At 75.6% G+C, this 16,391-nt stretch carries 15 protein-coding genes; 7 read left to right on the forward strand and 8 right to left on the reverse strand.

All coding sequences use genetic code 11. From position 1 onward, the window contains the following. Positions 1-392: transposase (locus FVA95_RS06495; RefSeq protein WP_193564307.1), on the forward strand; the 392-nt coding region annotated here is incomplete at its 5' end. Positions 393-418: 26 nt separating this feature from the next. Here the strand turns inward: FVA95_RS06495 and FVA95_RS06500 are convergent. Next, the gene (locus FVA95_RS06500) at positions 419-616 is read right to left on the reverse strand and encodes a hypothetical protein (protein WP_149663392.1); all 198 of its coding nucleotides are present in this window, start codon (positions 614-616) and stop codon (positions 419-421) included. Between the two features lie 48 nt (positions 617-664). Between FVA95_RS06500 and FVA95_RS06505 the strand changes: the two genes are divergently transcribed. Then, complete coding sequence (locus tag FVA95_RS06505) at positions 665-1,327, forward strand: hypothetical protein (protein WP_149663393.1); 663 nt, start codon at positions 665-667, stop codon at positions 1,325-1,327. 7 nt (positions 1,328-1,334) lie between these two features. Here the strand turns inward: FVA95_RS06505 and FVA95_RS06510 are convergent, their stop codons facing one another. From FVA95_RS06510 to FVA95_RS06525, 4 genes are all read right to left on the reverse strand, one after another. After that, positions 1,335-2,525, reverse strand: a complete 1,191-nt coding sequence (locus tag FVA95_RS06510; RefSeq protein ID WP_149663394.1) for a S8 family peptidase — start codon at positions 2,523-2,525, stop codon at positions 1,335-1,337. A 175-nt stretch (positions 2,526-2,700) separates the two neighbouring features. Then, positions 2,701-3,816 (reverse strand): sulfate/molybdate ABC transporter ATP-binding protein, encoded by a 1,116-nt coding sequence (locus FVA95_RS06515; protein ID WP_149663395.1) that lies wholly within the window; start codon positions 3,814-3,816, stop codon positions 2,701-2,703. Further along, positions 3,813-4,586: an ABC transporter permease gene (locus tag FVA95_RS06520; RefSeq protein ID WP_149663442.1), complete on the reverse strand. Its 774-nt coding sequence runs from the start codon at positions 4,584-4,586 to the stop codon at positions 3,813-3,815. The genes FVA95_RS06515 and FVA95_RS06520 overlap by 4 nt, the downstream gene beginning before the upstream one ends. 95 nt (positions 4,587-4,681) lie before the next feature. Continuing rightward, positions 4,682-5,086 (reverse strand): molybdopterin-binding protein, encoded by a 405-nt coding sequence (locus tag FVA95_RS06525; RefSeq protein ID WP_020627631.1) that lies wholly within the window; start codon positions 5,084-5,086, stop codon positions 4,682-4,684. A 95-nt stretch (positions 5,087-5,181) separates the two neighbouring features. Here FVA95_RS06525 and FVA95_RS06530 point away from each other — a divergent pair, with 95 nt between their 5' ends. From FVA95_RS06530 to FVA95_RS06540, 3 genes are all read left to right on the forward strand, one after another. Then, complete coding sequence (locus tag FVA95_RS06530) at positions 5,182-6,402, forward strand: acyl-CoA dehydrogenase family protein (protein ID WP_149663396.1); 1,221 nt, start codon at positions 5,182-5,184, stop codon at positions 6,400-6,402. 152 nt (positions 6,403-6,554) lie between these two features. After that, positions 6,555-7,679 (forward strand): GTP 3',8-cyclase MoaA, encoded by a 1,125-nt coding sequence (moaA, locus tag FVA95_RS06535; protein ID WP_149663397.1) that lies wholly within the window; start codon positions 6,555-6,557, stop codon positions 7,677-7,679. A 2-nt stretch (positions 7,680-7,681) separates the two neighbouring features. Continuing rightward, positions 7,682-7,954, forward strand: coding sequence for a MoaD/ThiS family protein (locus FVA95_RS06540; protein WP_149663398.1), 273 nt, complete (start codon positions 7,682-7,684; stop codon positions 7,952-7,954). Between the two features lie 54 nt (positions 7,955-8,008). Here the strand turns inward: FVA95_RS06540 and FVA95_RS31690 are convergent, their stop codons facing one another. Beyond that, positions 8,009-8,491 (reverse strand): hypothetical protein, encoded by a 483-nt coding sequence (locus tag FVA95_RS31690; RefSeq protein WP_193564308.1) that lies wholly within the window; start codon positions 8,489-8,491, stop codon positions 8,009-8,011. 104 nt (positions 8,492-8,595) lie between these two features. Here FVA95_RS31690 and FVA95_RS06550 point away from each other — a divergent pair, with 104 nt between their 5' ends. Both FVA95_RS06550 and FVA95_RS06555 read left to right on the forward strand, forming a co-directional pair. Beyond that, positions 8,596-9,306 carry a response regulator transcription factor gene (locus FVA95_RS06550; RefSeq protein ID WP_149663399.1) on the forward strand — a complete coding sequence of 237 codons (711 nt, stop codon included), beginning with the start codon at positions 8,596-8,598 and terminating at the stop codon, positions 9,304-9,306. After that, positions 9,306-10,586, forward strand: coding sequence for a HAMP domain-containing sensor histidine kinase (locus FVA95_RS06555; RefSeq protein WP_149663400.1), 1,281 nt, complete (start codon positions 9,306-9,308; stop codon positions 10,584-10,586). The genes FVA95_RS06550 and FVA95_RS06555 overlap by 1 nt, the downstream gene beginning before the upstream one ends. A 78-nt stretch (positions 10,587-10,664) precedes the next feature. On the opposite strand, the gene FVA95_RS06560 is transcribed toward FVA95_RS06555, so the two are convergent. Then, the gene (locus FVA95_RS06560) at positions 10,665-11,690 is read right to left on the reverse strand and encodes a hypothetical protein (protein ID WP_149663401.1); all 1,026 of its coding nucleotides are present in this window, start codon (positions 11,688-11,690) and stop codon (positions 10,665-10,667) included. Further along, on the reverse strand, positions 11,687-16,195 hold the full coding sequence (locus FVA95_RS30760) for a hypothetical protein (protein ID WP_161992215.1): 4,509 nt from the start codon (positions 16,193-16,195) through the stop codon (positions 11,687-11,689). Before FVA95_RS30760 ends, FVA95_RS06560 begins: the two co-directional genes overlap by 4 nt. Between the last annotated feature and the right edge of the window lie 196 nt (positions 16,196-16,391).

Consider the following 16,391-nt stretch of genomic DNA (forward strand, 5'->3'; position numbering starts at 1 on the left):
GAGCTATTTACACCGCGTCCACCGCCGATGCCGCTGCAGCCGCGCTGGATGATCTCGATGACGAGTGGGGGCGAGCCTATCCGGCGATGATACGTTTGTGGCGTAACGCCTGGACCGAGTTCATGCCGTTCCTCGACTACGACATCGAGGTCCGGAGGGTGATCTGTACGACGAACGCGATCGAATCGTTGAACGCCCGCTACCGGCGAGCAGTCCGAGCGCGAGGGCATTTCCCCAGCGAGCAGGCCGCGATGAAATGTCTGTACCTTGTCACCCGCAGCCTCGACCCGACCGGACGAGGCCACACCCGATGGATGATGCGCTGGAAGCCAGTCCTCAACGCCTTCGCCATCACTTTCGGTGACCGCTGGCCGGGCGCCGAGCACTACTGACAACATCGCCGGAACCACCGTTCTCGTTACAGACCCCCGGTGACCAGCACCGTGTCGCCGGGCCCCGCCCGGTCGAACAGGTCCCGCAGCCGGGCGAAGTAGTCGACGCCGTCGACGATCGGCTCCCACTCGGTGTCCTCGACGAACGTGGGGCACTCGGCGGTGGCGGGGGCGAGGTAGCGACGAGCGAGGGACGCGAGGTCGGCGGGGGGCGTGCCGGGCATGCGCCGGACGCTATCGGGGTCACCGGGGGTCGCGCCTATCCTGCGGACATGGCACGCCCTGGCACGGTCGACCGGGTCTCCGCAGCGATCTCGGCGGCGGGCGCGGTGGTGGTCGGCGGCTGGTTCGTCGTGGCCGGCGTGCAGGCCGGGCGGGCGATCCCGTTCGTGGCGGCCGCGGTGGCCGTCACGGTGTTCGGGTTCCTGGCCCGGCGGTCGTGGCGGCTCGCGCGACAGGCCGAGTTCGCGCCCGCGGTGCCGGCGACAGAGGTCGTGGTACCCGGCGCGGGTGGTGCGACCTCGACGCTGCCGGACGCGGTGCGGGTGGTGCCCGCGCTGTCGGCGGAGGGCCGGGAGCGGCTGGACCGGGTGGTGGACGTGCTGGTCGCGGCCGCGGTGCTGCCGGACGGGGTGGTGGACCCGGACCGGATCGCGGCGTCGGTCGCCGACCGGGGCGAGCCGGTGACCAGCGGGACCGTGCTCGACGCACTCGACGAGGCGGGCCCGGACGGCTGGGACGGGCTGCTGGACCGCCGTCCGGCGCGGGACGGTGCGCCCGACCTCTCCGCGAACCGCGGACCTCGCCTCGCGTGGCTGTGGACCGACCGGACGGTGTGGGTCGCGGCCCCGTCGAACGACCCGGCCGAGCTGAACGACCTGCTCGACCAGCCCGCGTACGAGCTGTGGGAGTGGGCCGACGAGGCCCGGGGCTGACGGGGAGCTAGAGCCCGCCGGTCTGCAGCAGCCGGTTCGGGGTGCCGCCGGTGTCGCCACCGTCGATCTTCCCCGGCACCGCGTTGTCGACGATCCACTTCTTGACGGTGGTGGCCGGGGCGTCACCGCGGGCCTGCTTGTAGAGCGCCGCCACCCCGGCCGCGAACGGCGCGGCCATCGAGGTCCCGCTGTAGGAGGCGGTGCCGCCACCGGGGACCGGCGCCACGATCCGGGTGCCCGGCGCGTAGAGCGCGACGCAGCGGCCGGTCGAGGAGTTCGAGGCGCGCTTGTCGTCGATCGTCGAGTTCGCGACGACCAGCACGTCGTCGATCGCGCGGGGCAGCGCGGTGCAGTCGTCGCCGCCGGTGTTGCCCGCCGAGGACGCCGCGAACACCCCGGAGTCGATCATGCGCTGGACTGCCTGCTGGAGCATCGGCGAGCCGCCGTAGCTCCACGACATCACCGCGACCGCGGGGCCGCGCTTGTTCTTCGACACCCAGTCCAGACCGGCGATCAGCGACGACAGCGTCCCGGTGCCGTTGCAGTCGAGCACCTTCACCGCGCGCACGTTCGCGCCCGGCGCCACGCCGTAGTCCGTCGACGCGGCGATCCCCGCGACGACGGTGCCGTGCCCGTCGCAGTCGGTGTCGGTCCGGTCGATGGTGTTGAGCTCGAGCTTCGCCCGGCCACCGAACTGCGGGTGGCTCGCGTCGACGCCGGTGTCGAGGACGAACACGTCCACCCCGGCGCCGGTCGCGGTGTGCCGGTACTGCCCGTCCAACGGCAGGTTCGGCTGGTCGATGCGGTCGAGCCCCCAGTTGCCCGGCGCCTGTTCGGCAGTGGCGAGCGGGACGACCGGCGCGTCCTGGTGGACGGCCTGCGGGTCGAGCGGGGAGATCGTGCGGTCCTCCTCCACCCCGACGACGCCGGGACGGTCGCGCAGCTCGGTCGCCTGAGCGGGGGTGAGGTCCGCGGCGAAGCCGTGCACCACGCTGTCGAAGGTGACCGTGGGCTCGACGCCGACGGACTCGGCGGCGGCCCGGGTCTGTCCGTCGGTCGCCGTCTGCACCAGGTATCCGGCAGGCGCCGACGCCGCCGTCTCGGCGGCGGACGCCGTCGGCGCGAGAGGAACACCGAGTGCGACCGCCAGGACACCGGCAGTGACCAGTCGGGCGGCGCGGGGACGCAGGGGGCTCACGGAAAGCGACGCTATGCGTCTGTGACGCCTGATGCGAGAGACACGATGGTGGTCCGGGTGACACATGGGACCACCCGAGTGACGGAGCGTTTGGGCACCGGGGGTGCCGGGGACGCCTGCCGACCGGGGGCCGGCAGGGGGCCAAGCTGCGCGATCAGCGGATCGGTCGCGGCTCTCAGGCGTGCCGGCCGTGCACGGCGACCTCGGCCGCCTTCACCGCGAACCACACTTCCTGCCCGGGTTCGACACCCAGTTCGGCGACGGCGGCGGGGGTGACGTCGGCGGCCAGCCCGGACACCCAGTCCGGCCCCCCGGCGACGGGTGCGGCACGCAGCCGCACGGTGTCCCCACGCGGTTCCAGCGCGGCGATCCGGACCGGGAAGACGTTGCGCGGACTGCCCCCGGGCCTGCTGCCGTGCACCGCCACCGCCGACGGCGGGAACACCGCGACCGCGGGCTCGCCTGCGGCGACCTCGACCGCGCGGCCCTGGATCTCGGTCCCGTCGGCGGTGCGCACCCCCGAGCCCTCTGCGGTGCCCGGTACCAGGTCCAGCCCCGCGATCCGGGCGGAGAACGCGCTCCGCGGACGGGCCAGGACGTCCCGGACGGGACCGGACTCGACGATCCGGCCCCGGTCCAGCACGACGACACGGTCGGCGAGCACGAGCGCGTCGAGCGCGTCGTGGGTGACCAGCAGGGCGGTCTGCTTGCCGTCGGCGATGACCCGGCGCAGCAGGGTGCGCATGGCGGGGGTGGCGTCGACGTCGAGGGCGGCGAGCGGCTCGTCGAGCAGCAACAGCCCCGGGCGGGGGGCCAGCGCGCGGGCCAGCGCGACCCGCTGCTGCTGTCCGCCGGAGAGCTGCGCCGGGCGGCGGGCTGCGAGCCCGCCGACACCGACGGCGTCGAGCAGGTCACGGGCCCGGGACTCGGCCGCGGCGCGGGGCGTGCCCTGGGCCCGCGGCCCGAACGCGACGTTCGCCAGCGCCGACAGGTGCGGGAACAGCAGCGGTTCCTGGGCCAGCAGCCCGACGCCGCGCCGGTGCGGCGGCACGAAGGTCCCGTCGGCGGTGTCGAGCAGCGTCCGGCCGTCGACGCGCAGGTGCCCGGCGTCCGGACGCAGCAGCCCGGACAGGATGCCGAGCATCGTGGACTTGCCCGCCCCGTTCGGGCCGAGCACCGCGAGCACCTCGCCCGCGGCGACCGACAGCTCCAGGTCCAGGGCGAACCCGTCCCGGTCCAGCCGCGCCCTCATGTCCACACCGAGCTCCACCGTGTCGCCGCCCCTGCTCATCCGCGGCCGTCCAGACCCCGCGGTCGCCCGACGACGATCACCACCAGCGACACGACCACCAGCAGCAGCGACAGCGCGACTGTCCCCGCGACGTCGGTCTCGCCCTGCAGGTAGACCAGCAGCGGCAGGGTCCGGGTGGTGCCCTCCAGACTGCCGGCGAACGCGATCGTCGCACCGAACTCACCCATGCAGCGGGCGAAGGCCAGGACCAGCCCGGACGCCAGGCCGGGCAGCACCAGCGGCACGGTGACCCGGCGGAACGCCAGCCCCGGCGACGCGCCGAGGGTGGCCGCCGTCGCCTCGTAGCGCTCCCCCGCGGTCCGCAGCGCACCCTCCAGCGACACGATCAGGAACGGCATCGCGACGAAGGTCTGGGCCAGGACCACGGCAGCCGTCGAGAACGGGATGAAGATCCCGAACGCGGTGTCCAGCCCCTGCCCGACCAGGCCGTTGGCACCGAGCAGGAACAGCAGCGAGAGTCCGCCGACGACCGGCGGCAACACCAGCGGGAGCAGCACGACCGAGCGGATCCCGCGCATCAGGCGGGGCAGCCGGTTGATCCGGCCGCGGGCCAGGACCACCGCGAGCGGCCCGCCGAGCAGCAGGCAGAGCGTCGTGGAGGTCGCCGCGGTCAGCAGCGACAGGCGCAGCGCCGACAGCGCGGCCTCGCTGGTGAGCAGGCGGGGGGTCTCGGCCCAGTCGGCCTCCCAGAGCAGGCCGAGCACCGGCAGCGCGATCACGGCGAAGCCGATGCCGGCCGGGACCCACATCCAGACCGGCAGGCCGACGCCGGTGCCGTGGCGGTCGGCCACGCCCTCACGTCGCCGGGTCGGGGCCGGCGCGGGGGCGGTGCCGGCCCCCGGGATCACAGGTGTCCGCCCGGCGTCTCCACCACCACGTTCGTCGACTTGATCACCGCCACGGCGAGCGCACCGGGCTCGAGACCGAGCTCGCGCACGGCCTCGCTGCTCATCAGCGACACCACGCGGTGCGGCCCGCACTGCATCTCCACCTGGGCCATCACCGTGTCGGCCAGCACCGAGGTGACCAGGCCGACCATCCGGTTGCGGGCCGAGCGCTGCACCACCGAGGGGTCCGGCGGGGCGGTCGCGTGGTCGCGGGCGAACGCGGCGAGCGCGGCACCGTCGATGACCTTGCGGTTCGACGCGTCGGCCTGCACCGGCAGCGTCCCCGCGTCCACCCAGCGGCGGACGGTGTCGTCGCTGACGCCGAGCAGTCGGGCGGCCTCGGAGATCCTGAAGTGCGGCACGGTCGCGATACTAGGGTCGCGCCTGCGGCGAGGCCACGGCGGACCGTCGACGCACGACCTGCCACCCGACGACGGCGTGTGGTCTGATCCTGCGCGTGGACTTCGCACCCAGCGCCGTGGCCGCCGACTACACCGGGCGCATGCGCGCCTTCCTCGACGAGCGCATCCTGCCGTCCGAGGCCGCCTACGACGCCTTCCGTGCGCAGCGGCGCGGCACGCCGCAGGAATGGGACCTGCCACCGGTGGTGGAGGAGCTGAAGACCGAGGCCCGCGAGCGGGGCCTGTGGAACCTGTTCCTGCCCGACGTCTCGGGCCTGTCCAACGTTGACTACGCCGCGGTCGCCGAGGTGTCCGGCTGGTCGCCGGTGATCGCCCCCGAGGTCATCAACTGCCAGGCCCCCGACACCGGGAACATGGAGACCCTGCACCTGTTCGGCACCCCCGCGCAGAAGCAGGAGTGGCTGGAACCGCTGCTGGCGGGCGAGATCCGCTCGGCGTTCGCGATGACCGAGCCGGACGTCGCCTCCTCCGACGCCACCAACATCCAGACCCGGATCCGGCGCGACGGCGACGACTACGTCATCGACGGCCGCAAGTGGTGGATCTCCGGGGCCGCCGACGAGCGCTGCCGGATCTTCATCGTCATGGGCAAGACCGCCGCGGACGACGACGACACCGTGTCGAACCACCGCCGCCAGTCGATGATCCTGGTCCCGCGCGACACCCCGGGCCTCACCATCGAGCGGCACCTGCCGACCTTCGGCTACCAGGACCAGCACGGGCACTCCGAGCTGCGGTTCGACGGCGTGCGGGTGCCGGCGTCGAACCTGCTCGGCGAGGAGGGCGGCGGCTTCGCGATCGCCCAGGCCCGCCTCGGCCCCGGCCGGATCCACCACTGCATGCGGCTGATCGGCATGGCCGAGCGTGCCCTGCACCTGATGACCGAGCGTGCACGGTCCCGGGTGGCCTTCGGCGGGCCGCTGGCCGACCAGGGCGTGGTGCGCGAGCAGATCGCGCTGTCCCGGATGGAGATCGAGCAGGCCCGGCTGCTCACCCTGAAGACGGCCTGGCTGATCGACGCGCACGGCGCCAAGGGTGCGGCGACCGAGATCGCGTCGATCAAGGTCGTGGTGCCCCGGATGGCCTGCACGGTGATCGACCGGGCGATGCAGGTACACGGCGGCGCGGCGATGAGCGACGACACCCCGCTGGCCTACTTCTACGCCTGGGCGCGCGCCCTGCGCTTCGCCGACGGACCGGACGAGGTGCACGTCCGCTCCGTCGCCCGGCAGGAGCTGAAGGCCCACCGGACGTAACCGTGTCCCTGTTCTTTCGACTAGGTACACGGTGACTAGTTCCGCACCTGCGACGGCGTGGCCGCGGCCACGTCCGCGGGTGCGGAAAACCGGTCTGAGCTGCGGAAACCCGCTCTGGGCGAGCGCTGCCGTCGACGGCTAGCCTCGGGCCCATGACCACCCAGCTCGGCCTGCCGTCGCTGCGGGGCGGCACGTCCCGGGACCCGTCCCGCCCGGCCGACCCCCGTCTCGTCGACGGGTTCGGACGGGTCGCGACCGACCTGCGGATCTCGCTCACCGACCGCTGCAACCTGCGCTGCACCTACTGCATGCCCGCCGAGGGCCTGGACTGGATGCCGCGCTCCGAGCAGCTGACCGACGCGGAGCTGAACCGGCTGATCGCGCTCGCCGTGCGGGACCTCGGTGTCGAGGAGCTGCGGTTCACCGGCGGCGAGCCGCTGCTGCGCAAGGGCCTGGAGGACATCTTCGCCGCCGCATCGGCGCTGGAGCCCCGCCCGGACATCTCGCTGACGACCAACGGGATCGGGCTCGCCCGTCGCGCCGAGGCCCTCGCGGCGGCCGGGGTGAACCGGCTCAACGTCTCGATGGACACCCTGCGCCCGGAGCGGTTCGCGCAGATCACCCGGCGCGACCGGCTGTCGGACGTCATCGACGGGATGGCGGCCGCGCAGGCCGCGGGCCTGGCCCCGGTGAAGATCAACGCGGTGCTGCTGCGCGGTGTCAACGACGACGAGGCCGCGGACCTGCTGGAGTTCGCGCTGGCCCACGGCTACCAGCTGCGGTTCATCGAGCAGATGCCGCTCGATGCCCAGCACGGCTGGCGTCGCACCGAGATGATCACCGCCGACGAGATCCTGGCGCGGCTCGAGGAGCGCTTCGTGCTCACCCCGTCCGACGAGGACCGCGGCGGGGCGCCCGCCGAGAAGTTCGTGGTCGAGAGCAGGCTGGACGGAACGAGCATCGGCACCGAGAGCAGGCTGGACGGAACGAGCATCGGCACCGCCGGGGGCCCGGCCACCGTCGGTGTGATCGCCTCGGTGACCCGCCCGTTCTGCGGGGCCTGCGACCGGACCCGGCTCACCGCCGACGGCCAGGTCCGCACCTGTCTGTTCGCCACCGGCGAGACCGACCTGCGCGCCATGCTCCGCGGCGGCGCGACCGACGCCGAGATCGCCGACGTCTGGCGCGACGCGATGTGGGGCAAGAAGGCCAGCCACGGCATCGACGACCCCGGATTCCTGCAGCCTGCGCGCCCGATGAGCGCGATCGGAGGATGACCATGACCCTGTCCCTGGAGACCAGGACCCTCACCGTCCGGTACTTCGCCGCGGCCAAGGCCGCCGCGGGGACCGGCGAGGAGGCCGTGGAGCTGCCCGCCGGCGCGACGGTGGCCGACGCCGTCGCCGCGCTCGGCACCGCGCACGGCCCGGAGCTGGAGCGGGTCCTGCTGCGCTGCAGCTTCCTGCTCGACGAGGTGGCGGTGCGCGACCGCTCCGCCGTGGTGGGCGGGGCGGCCACCCTCGACGTGCTCCCGCCGTTCGCCGGCGGCTGAGCCCGCCGCGTCCCGCGGGTCTCGGCGTCCCCCGCAAGCGTCCCCCGGGCTCGCTCAGTCCTCGGGGACGGCCGCGACCCGGCCGGTCGGCACCCCGCCGGCGCAGCTCAGGGTGACCCGGACGTCGGGTACGTCGTCGCCGTCGAAGACGACCTCGGCCGGGCCGATGTCCTTGTCGTCCTCGCGCTCCCAGCCCTGCGCGGGGTTGACCGAGACGATCCGCGGGGTCGCGCCCTCACAGCGGGCCAGGACGTTCCCCGCGGCCCCGGCCTGCACCACCGCGGGCGGGGCGGCGACCGGCACCGTCGTCGGGGCCGGTGCGGGTGCCGGTGCGGCAGGGGCGGTGGGGATGGCTGCGGCGGTGGCGGAGTGCTGGGCCAGCCGGGCGTCCACCTGCTCGGCGCTCAGCGGCTGTGTCTGGGTGCCCGCGAGGTCGCTGCCGATGCTCCCGACGGCCGTCAGGCCCAGGAGCAGGGCGCCGGCGGCCGCGGCGGTCCAGAGCGCGATCTGCAGGACGGGGCGCGTCGGTCGTTCCACGCGCACAGCATGCCTCGGACCCCGGTTAACGGATCCCTAAACGGGACACAAGCGACGGCTGCGACCCACCGCGGGCGTGGTCACGACGGATAGGTTCTCCCCCCGTGGCCCAGATCCTGATCGTCGAGGACGACCCCGGCATCCGCGGTGCCCTCATCCGCGGGCTGACCGAGCGGGGGCACGCCGTCGACTCCGCGCCGACCGCGATGGCGGGGCTGGAGCACGCCGTCGGGAAGCGGCCCGACCTCGTGGTGCTCGACCTCGGCCTGCCCGACATGGACGGCACCACCATGCTGCGCATGCTGCGCGGCGCCAGCACGGTGCCGGTGATCGTCGCGACCGCCCGCGACGACGAGACCGAGATCGTCTCCGTGCTCGACGCGGGCGCCGACGACTACCTGGTCAAGCCGTTCGCCGCCGCCCAGCTCGACGCCCGGATCCGCGCGGTGCTGCGCCGGCTCGGCGACGGGACCGGCGACACGACGGTCGTCGTCGGCGGGCTGTCGGTGGACCCGCGGTCGCGGCGCGCGGTGCTCGACGGCACCGAGCTGGAGCTGACCCCGCGCGAGTTCGACCTGCTGCACCACCTCGCCGCCCGCGCCGACCAGGTCGTCGGCAAGCGGGAGCTGATGACCGAGGTGTGGCAGCAGCCCTACGGCGGCGCCGACAAGACCGTCGACGTGCACCTGTCGTGGCTGCGCCGCAAGCTCGGCGAGACCGCGCAGGCCCCGCGCTACCTGCACTCGGTGCGCGGCGTCGGGATCCGGCTGTCCGCGCCGTCGGCGCCGTCGGGAACCGGGCCGGGCACCGCCTGATGCGGCGGCGCATCCTCGTCCTCGTCGGGGCGACCGTGCTGCTGGTGCTCGTCGCGTTCGCGATCCCGCTCGCGACGCTGATCCGCTCGGTCGCGGAGAGCTCGGCGGTGTCCGCCGCGACCGTCCAGGCCCAGGTGCTGACCCCGGCCGTCGCGGGCGGCGACCGGTCGGTGCTGGCCCCCGCCGTCCAGAACGCCGACGGCCGCGACGCCTCCGACGTCTCGGTGTTCCTGCCCGACGGCACCGTCCTCGGCGCGCCCGCACCACGCAGCCCGGTGGTCCGGCTGGGGCTGCTCGGGACGAGCGCGTCGACCGAGGCGCCCGGCGGGCGCGAGCTGGTGTTCGCGGTGACCGGCGCCGCGGGCGGCAACGCCGCGATCCGGGTGTTCGTCCCCGACGCCGAGCTCACCCGCGGTGTGACCCGATCCTGGCTGCTGCTGGGCGGGCTCTCGCTGGTGCTGCTCGCCGGCGGGCTGCTGGTCGCGGACCGGCTGGCCCGCACCCTCGTCGACGCCGCCACCGACCTGTCCGGGGTGTCGGAGCGGCTCGCGGCCGGGGACCTGTCCGCGCGCGCCGACCCCGGCGCCCCGGCCGAGCTCGGCGTCGTCGCGGGGGCGCTGAACGGGCTGGCCGGGCGGATCTCGGAGCTGCTGCGCGAGGAGCGGGAGAACGTCGCGGACCTCGCGCACCGGGTCCGCACCCCGCTCACCGCGCTGCGCCTGGACGCCGAGGCCCTGCACGACCCGGGCGACGTCGCCCGCATCTCGGCCGGGGTCGACGGCGTCGCGCGGGCGGTCACCGGCGCGATCGAGCAGGCCCGGCGACGCGGCGGCGGCACGGCCCGCAGCACGGACGCGGCGGCCGTCGTCCGGGAGCGGGTGGAGTTCTGGCGGGTGCTGGCCGAGGACACCGACCGCTCGGTGACCCTGCACCTGGCCGACGGCCCGCTGCCCGTGGCCTGCGCGCCGGGTGACCTGGAGGCGTGTGTGGACGCGCTGCTGGGCAACGTGTTCGCGCACACCCCGGACGGGACGGCCTTCGGCGTGGAGCTGACGGCCCGCTCGGGCGGGGGCGCCCGGATCGTCGTGCACGACGACGGCCCCGGCCTCCCACCGGGCACCGACCCCACCTCGCGCGGGGTCAGCGGCGGCGGCTCGACCGGCCTGGGCCTCGACATCGCCCGACGCACCGCCGAACAGGCCGGCGGCTCCCTGACCGTGACCTCACCCCCCGCCAACGGCCTCCGAGTGGACCTGACCCTCGCCCCACCACCCCTCTGATCCCCGCTCCCACACGGGGTCGTGCGTCCCGCACGGGTTCGGATCCCGTGTGGGACATAGGAACCCGTGTGGGAGCGCTCAGTCGGGGGCGAGCCCGGTGCGCCAGGTCGGGGTGGCGGCCAGGTGGGTGGCGCCGATGGCTTCCTGGGCCAGGCGTGCCCCTGCCGCGAACAGGTCGCGGACGGGGCCGCGCAGCGCGGGATCGAGCCACTCGACGTCGGCATGGTCGACGCTCGACGCGGCCGCCGGACGGCCGTGCTCCAGCAGCGCCCGGTACAGCCCGGTCGCGGGCCGCACCGGCGGCAGCCCCTCGGCGACGGCCAGCTCGCCCGCGCGGCGCGGGATCCGCAGCCCCGCCGCGTCGAGATCGCCGAAGTACCGGATCGCGGAGTACCGGACCTCCGACGGCGGGGCCTCCCGCAGCGCGAGCACCGACGCGGTGAACGCGTCCCCGGCCCCCCAGGCGACCCCGCCGACCGCACCCGGCTCGGGTCGCAGCGCCCGGAGCAGCGAGTCCATGGTGTCGACGTTGTCGACGACGAGCAGCACCGGCCCACCCCCGGGCAGCGGCTCGCGGTGCAGCGGCGGGACGACCCGACGCGCCCGCAGGGTCTCCAGGGAGAGCGCGCCGGGCAGGCGGCCGTCGAATGCCTTCTCGTCGCCGGTGATCTCCAGTGCGCGCTCCCGCAGCGGGACCTCGACCGCCCGCGCCGCGTTCCGGAACAGCCATTCGTTGACCTGCAGCAGCGTCGGCGACGGCCGGGACAGGCCCGACGCCCAGGACAGCTCGGCGTGCCACGGGGTGCGGTCCTGCGGCGCCGGGGCCGGGGCGGCACGCAGCAGCTTGACCGAGTTCGGCAGCGGCGGGCTCCCGTCGTCGGTGCGGCCGGTCGGTTCGATCACCCCGGCGGCGGTCAGCTCCGCCAGGACCGCGGCCAGGTTCCGCCGGGCGTCGACGCTGCCGACCATCGTGGGGTCGGCCCGCAGGAAGGCCGCGCGCACCGCCGAGCGCGGGATCCGGGTCCGCCCGGAGGCCCGCAGCAGCTCCGCGAGCCGTTCCGCGACCGGCCCGGGCGCAGCCCCTGCGTCCCCGGGCACGGTCATCCTGCCGATCCCGCGCCGTCGCCTGCACCGTTGTTGCCTGCGCCGTTGTTGCCTGCGCCGGCGGGGACCGCGGCCTCGGGGCGTCGGTAGACCCGCGCCGCGGTGATCCGGCCGCCGGGGGCGTCGGCGTCGGGCACCGACCGGGTGACCCGCTCGTCGACGGACAGGTACTTGCGTCCTGCGCGCAGGTCGGCGTCGTTGCGCAGCCGCACGAGCAGCGGGAACGACGACAGCGCACCCGCGTCGAACAGCCCGGTCGTGTAGACCAGCTGCACGCCGAGGGCCTGCGCGACGCCGAACTGCAGCTCCAGCAGGTAGCCCGCCGACGCGCGCCCGATCGGGTTGTCGAGGAACAGCACGCCCGCGTGCGCCCGCCTGCCCTGCCCGCGCTGGTGCGCCCGCAGCGCCGCCATCGTGCAGTACAGGACGATCGCCGCGGTCAGCTGCTGTCCGCCGGAGAACACGTCCTTGATCGCGGAGACGCGCAGCCGCTCGGTGCGCAGCACGGCGTCGGGCTTGAGCATCTCGACCCGGACGCCCTTCGGCATCGCCGCCCTGACCCCGCGCAGCAGCATGGACATGCCGTCGCGCCGGTCCTTGGCCTTGCCGCCCGCCATGCCGGTGGCGGTGCGGTCGACGACGGCGCCGAGCTCGTGGCGCAGCGCCACGTCGGGCAGCTCCTCGAACCGGATCCGCAGGAACTGCTGGCCCGACCAGTCGCCGAGGCCCTCGGGCAGCTGGGACAGTCGCTGGGCGAGGCGCACCGTCCGCAGCGCCTCGCCGACCATCCCGGACAGCCGGGTGACGATCCCGGAGCGGTGCCGCTCGATGTTGCCGAGGTCGTCGTCGAGGGACCGCAGCCGCGGGCGCAGCGCCGCGATCCACTCCGCGGCGAGGCCCGGCATCTCCGACCGGTCGACGCCGGCGATGTGGCGGTGCACGGGGGAGGTGAGGGTCGCGAACCGCGGGTCCTGCGCGAAGCGGGCGACGGCGTCGACCCCCTCGCGGACCTTCTTCTCGGCGCGCGTCCGCTCCCCCGCCGCGTCCCGGACGGCGTTCTGGTGGCGCTTGAGCGCGGCCTGGGCGGCTTCGACGTCGCCGTCGAACGGCACCCCGGACGGCTCGGGCGTCTCGTCCAACGAGGACACGACCAGCCCGAACCCGCGGGCGAGGTCGGTGGCGGTGCGGTGGGCGTCCTCGGCGGCGGTCCGGGCCCGGCGACGGCGTTCCAGCTCCGTGCCCGCCGCGTCCAGGTCCGCCGCGGCGCGGGCGACCAGCTCACGGCCGTGCTCGGCGTCGCGGGGCGCGTCGTACGGGTCGATCGGCCGCTCGCCGCCGGTGAACCGCTCCAGCTCGCGACGGGCGACGGCCAGCTCCGTCGCGGCGTCGGCGCGGCGGCGTTCGGCCTCGTCGTAGGCGGCCCTGGCCTGCTCCGCGGCGGCGCGACGGCTGGCGGCGTCGGCGCCGTCGGGGGTGTGCAGGAACGCCGTCGCGGCCTCGACGACGGTGCGCGGCAGCCCGTCGACGGCGACCCGGCGCTCCCGCGCGTCGGCCTCGGCCCGCTCCAGCGCACCGTGCAGGTCGGTGTCGACGGCGGCAGAGGCGTAGGCGTCGCGGGCCCGCTGGAACTCCTCACGCAGCTCGGCCAGCGATCCCTCGGGGATCCCGTCCGGCTCCGCGTCCGGGTCGCCGATCTCCTCGATGGAGACCGGGAGCGCCGCGGCCTCGTCGCGCAGGGTGGTGCCGATGCCGCGCTGCCGATCGCGGGTCTGCTGGGCGTCGGCGGCCTCGCGAGCGGCGCGGTCGGCGGTGGTCCCGGCGGCGTCGGCCTCCTCACGGGCCCGCGCGGCGTCGGCCTCCCCGGTGCGGATCCGCTCCTCGTGCGTCGCCCGGCGGGCGAGCTCGGTGCGCAGCGCGGCCAGCGCGTCCGCCCGGCGACGCGTGTCCCCGGCGGTCCGTTCCAGGCCGGGCCGGTCGGCGGCGAGCCGGTCGGCGCGCTCGTCGAGATCCTCGACCGCGGCGCGGGTCGCCTCGTGCTCGGCGACGGCCGCGGCCCGTGCGGCCTCGGCGATCTCGGCGGCCTCGGTGAGGTCGGCGAGGGTGGGACGCCGGTCGCGCAGCGCGGCGAACCGGTCCCGCAGCCTGCGGTCGTCGTCGAGGACGGTCTCCAGCTCGGCCAGCCGGGCGGCGCGCTCGGTGGTCTCGGCGACGAGGCGGACCCGGACCTGCTCGGCGGCCTCCTCGTCGTGCAGGGCCGGGTTGGGCGGCACGACGAAGTCGATCCCGGGCGCCGGGTCGGCGTCGGGGCGCAGCGCGGCGGTGGTGCCGACCGCGACCAGGCAGGCCGGCAGCAGCCGCGCCGCGTCCAGCCGGGTGCGGGCCCGCTCGGCGTCGCGCGCGTCGTTGAGCAGTACTCCGCCGGCCAGGTGCGGCAGCCGCGCCAGCACGGTCTCCCGGTCGAGGGCGGGCAGCTTCGCCAGGTAGCGACGCCCGGACCAGGCCGTGATCCCGGCGGACTCCAGCACCGCGAGGACGTCCTCGATCTCGGGCGGGTCGGGCAGCAGGCCGCCGTCGCCGAGCGCGGCGAGCGCGCGTTCGTCACGGCGCTGGTCGCCGTGCAGGGTCGTCCGTTCCCGCTCGGCGCCGCGGATCGCGGTGGTCAGGGTGTCGACGACGAGGCCCGCGTCGGTGTCCGGGCGGATCTCGTCGAGCCCGAGCAGCTCCGCGGGCCGGGTCTCCCCGGCGAGCGCGACGGCGTCGGCCTGCGCCGCGGATCGCGCGGCCTCGGCGGTCGCGGCGTCGGCGCGGGCGGCGGCCGCCGCGTCCTGCGCCGCGGTGCGGCGGGTCTCGGCGGCCCGGCGCTCCTCGCGGATCGCCGCGGCGGCGGTGTCGGCGTCGACGAGCGCGGCGGCGCACCGCTCGGCGTCGATCCGGGCAGCCGCCGCGGAGTCCTCGACGTCGGCGGCGGTCGAGCCCGCCTTCAGGTGCCCCGCGTCGACGGCGGCCGCGACCCGGGTGTCGAGCTCGTCGAGGGCCTCGCGGGCGGCGCCGGCCGCGCTCTCGGCACGGGCGGCGTCGGCGGTGCGGGTGACCTGCTCGCGACGGGCGGCCGCCGCGCGTTCCTCGGCGTCGGCGCGGCGGGTCTCCGCGTCGTCGGCGGCGGCGTCGGCCTCCGCGGCGACGCGGGCCAGCGCGGCGGCGAGGGCGCGGGCCGCGTCCTGCCGGGCCGCGAGCGCGGGCCGGGACTTCTGCTCCTCCTCCTCGACGCGGGCACGCAGCCGCGCGGCCTCGGCGGCGGCGACGCGGTGCGCCAGCACCGGTTCGACGGCGTCGCGGGCCATCGACACCGCCGACGCGTCGTCGCGCTCGCGGGTCGCCTCGGCCGCGGTCCGCTCCGCGGCCTCGACGGCGAGCACCGCGGTGAGCCTGCGCAGCTCACCGACGGTGTCCTGCAGCCGCTCCGCCGCACGGGCCGCGGACTGCTCGGCCTCGACGGCGCCGGCGGCCTCCTCGGCGGCGGTCACCGAGCGGGCCTCCTCGGCGACCCGACGGGCCGCGATCCGCGACGCGGTCGCCGCCAGCTCGGCGCGCGCGGCGGTCTCGGCGTCGCGGGCCGCGGTCGCGGTGGCCTCGGCGTCGACCATCGGCTCCAGCCGGGACAGCGTGCCGTCGACGAACTCCCGCTCGGTCTCCAGCTCCTCGCGCTGGGCGAGCCGGTCGGCGTACCCGGCGACGAGCTCGGCGACGTTCTGCGGCTCGGCCGGGTCGAGCACCGCACGCAGGAGGAAGTCGACGAACGCCTCGTCGGAGGAGAACGAGAACGCCTCGGCGGCCTCGCCCTCACCGGCGTTCATGGCGCGCTGGTAGCGGAACAGCTCCGGGTCCAGCCCGACGTCGACGAGATGACGCGTCCAGTCCCGGTGCCCGGTCTCCCAGGCGAGCTCGGCGTCGGGGTGCTCACGGTGCGCGGTCTGCAGACGCTCCCGGAACGCCGCCAGGGTGACCCGGCGGCCGTCGTGGGTGAACGGCAGGTCGTCGAGCCCCATCCCGGGAACCGGCCGGAAGGAGTACCACGCGTCGGCCAGCTTCTCCGGATCGGTGGAAGCGACGTGCCCGCGCCACTCCGACACCTTCCCGGTGACCAGGAGCCGCCCGGTGCCGACGTGCATCCACTCGCAGACGACGTGCGCCACGTCCTCGGCGAGCACGAAGTTCTCCAGCACCGTGGTGCTGGTGGTGCCGACGACCTGACGCCGCCCCGGCAGCAGCACCGAGAAGATCAGCTTGAGCAGGACGGACTTGCCGCCGCCGTTCTCCAGGAACAGCACCGACGCCGGCGACGGCCGCCGCGGCGTCGTGCGGTCCAGCGCGTCCGGGGCGAACAGGTCCTCCTGCACGGCGACCTTCACCGGGGCGCCGACGCCCCGCAGGTCGAGCGCGACGTCCTGGTAGCGCGCGGCGGTCGGCCCGACGGAGAACAGGCGGACGCGGGTCAGCTCATACATCGCGCTCCTCCGTGGGATCGTCGGTCGCCGGAGCGTCCGCCCGCTCCGTCGGGCCGGGCTCGTCCGTCGCGCCGGGCTGTTCCGTCGGGCCGGGCTGCGCTGTCGGGCCGGCATGCGTGTCCCCGACCGGGACCCCCTCCGGTGCGGATTCGCTTATCGGGTAGGCGAGTTCCGCACCGGCACCCCCCGAACCGGC

The sequence above is a fragment of the Pseudonocardia sp. EV170527-09 genome (assembly GCF_008369905.1).
GTDB lineage: Bacteria > Actinomycetota > Actinomycetes > Mycobacteriales > Pseudonocardiaceae > Pseudonocardia.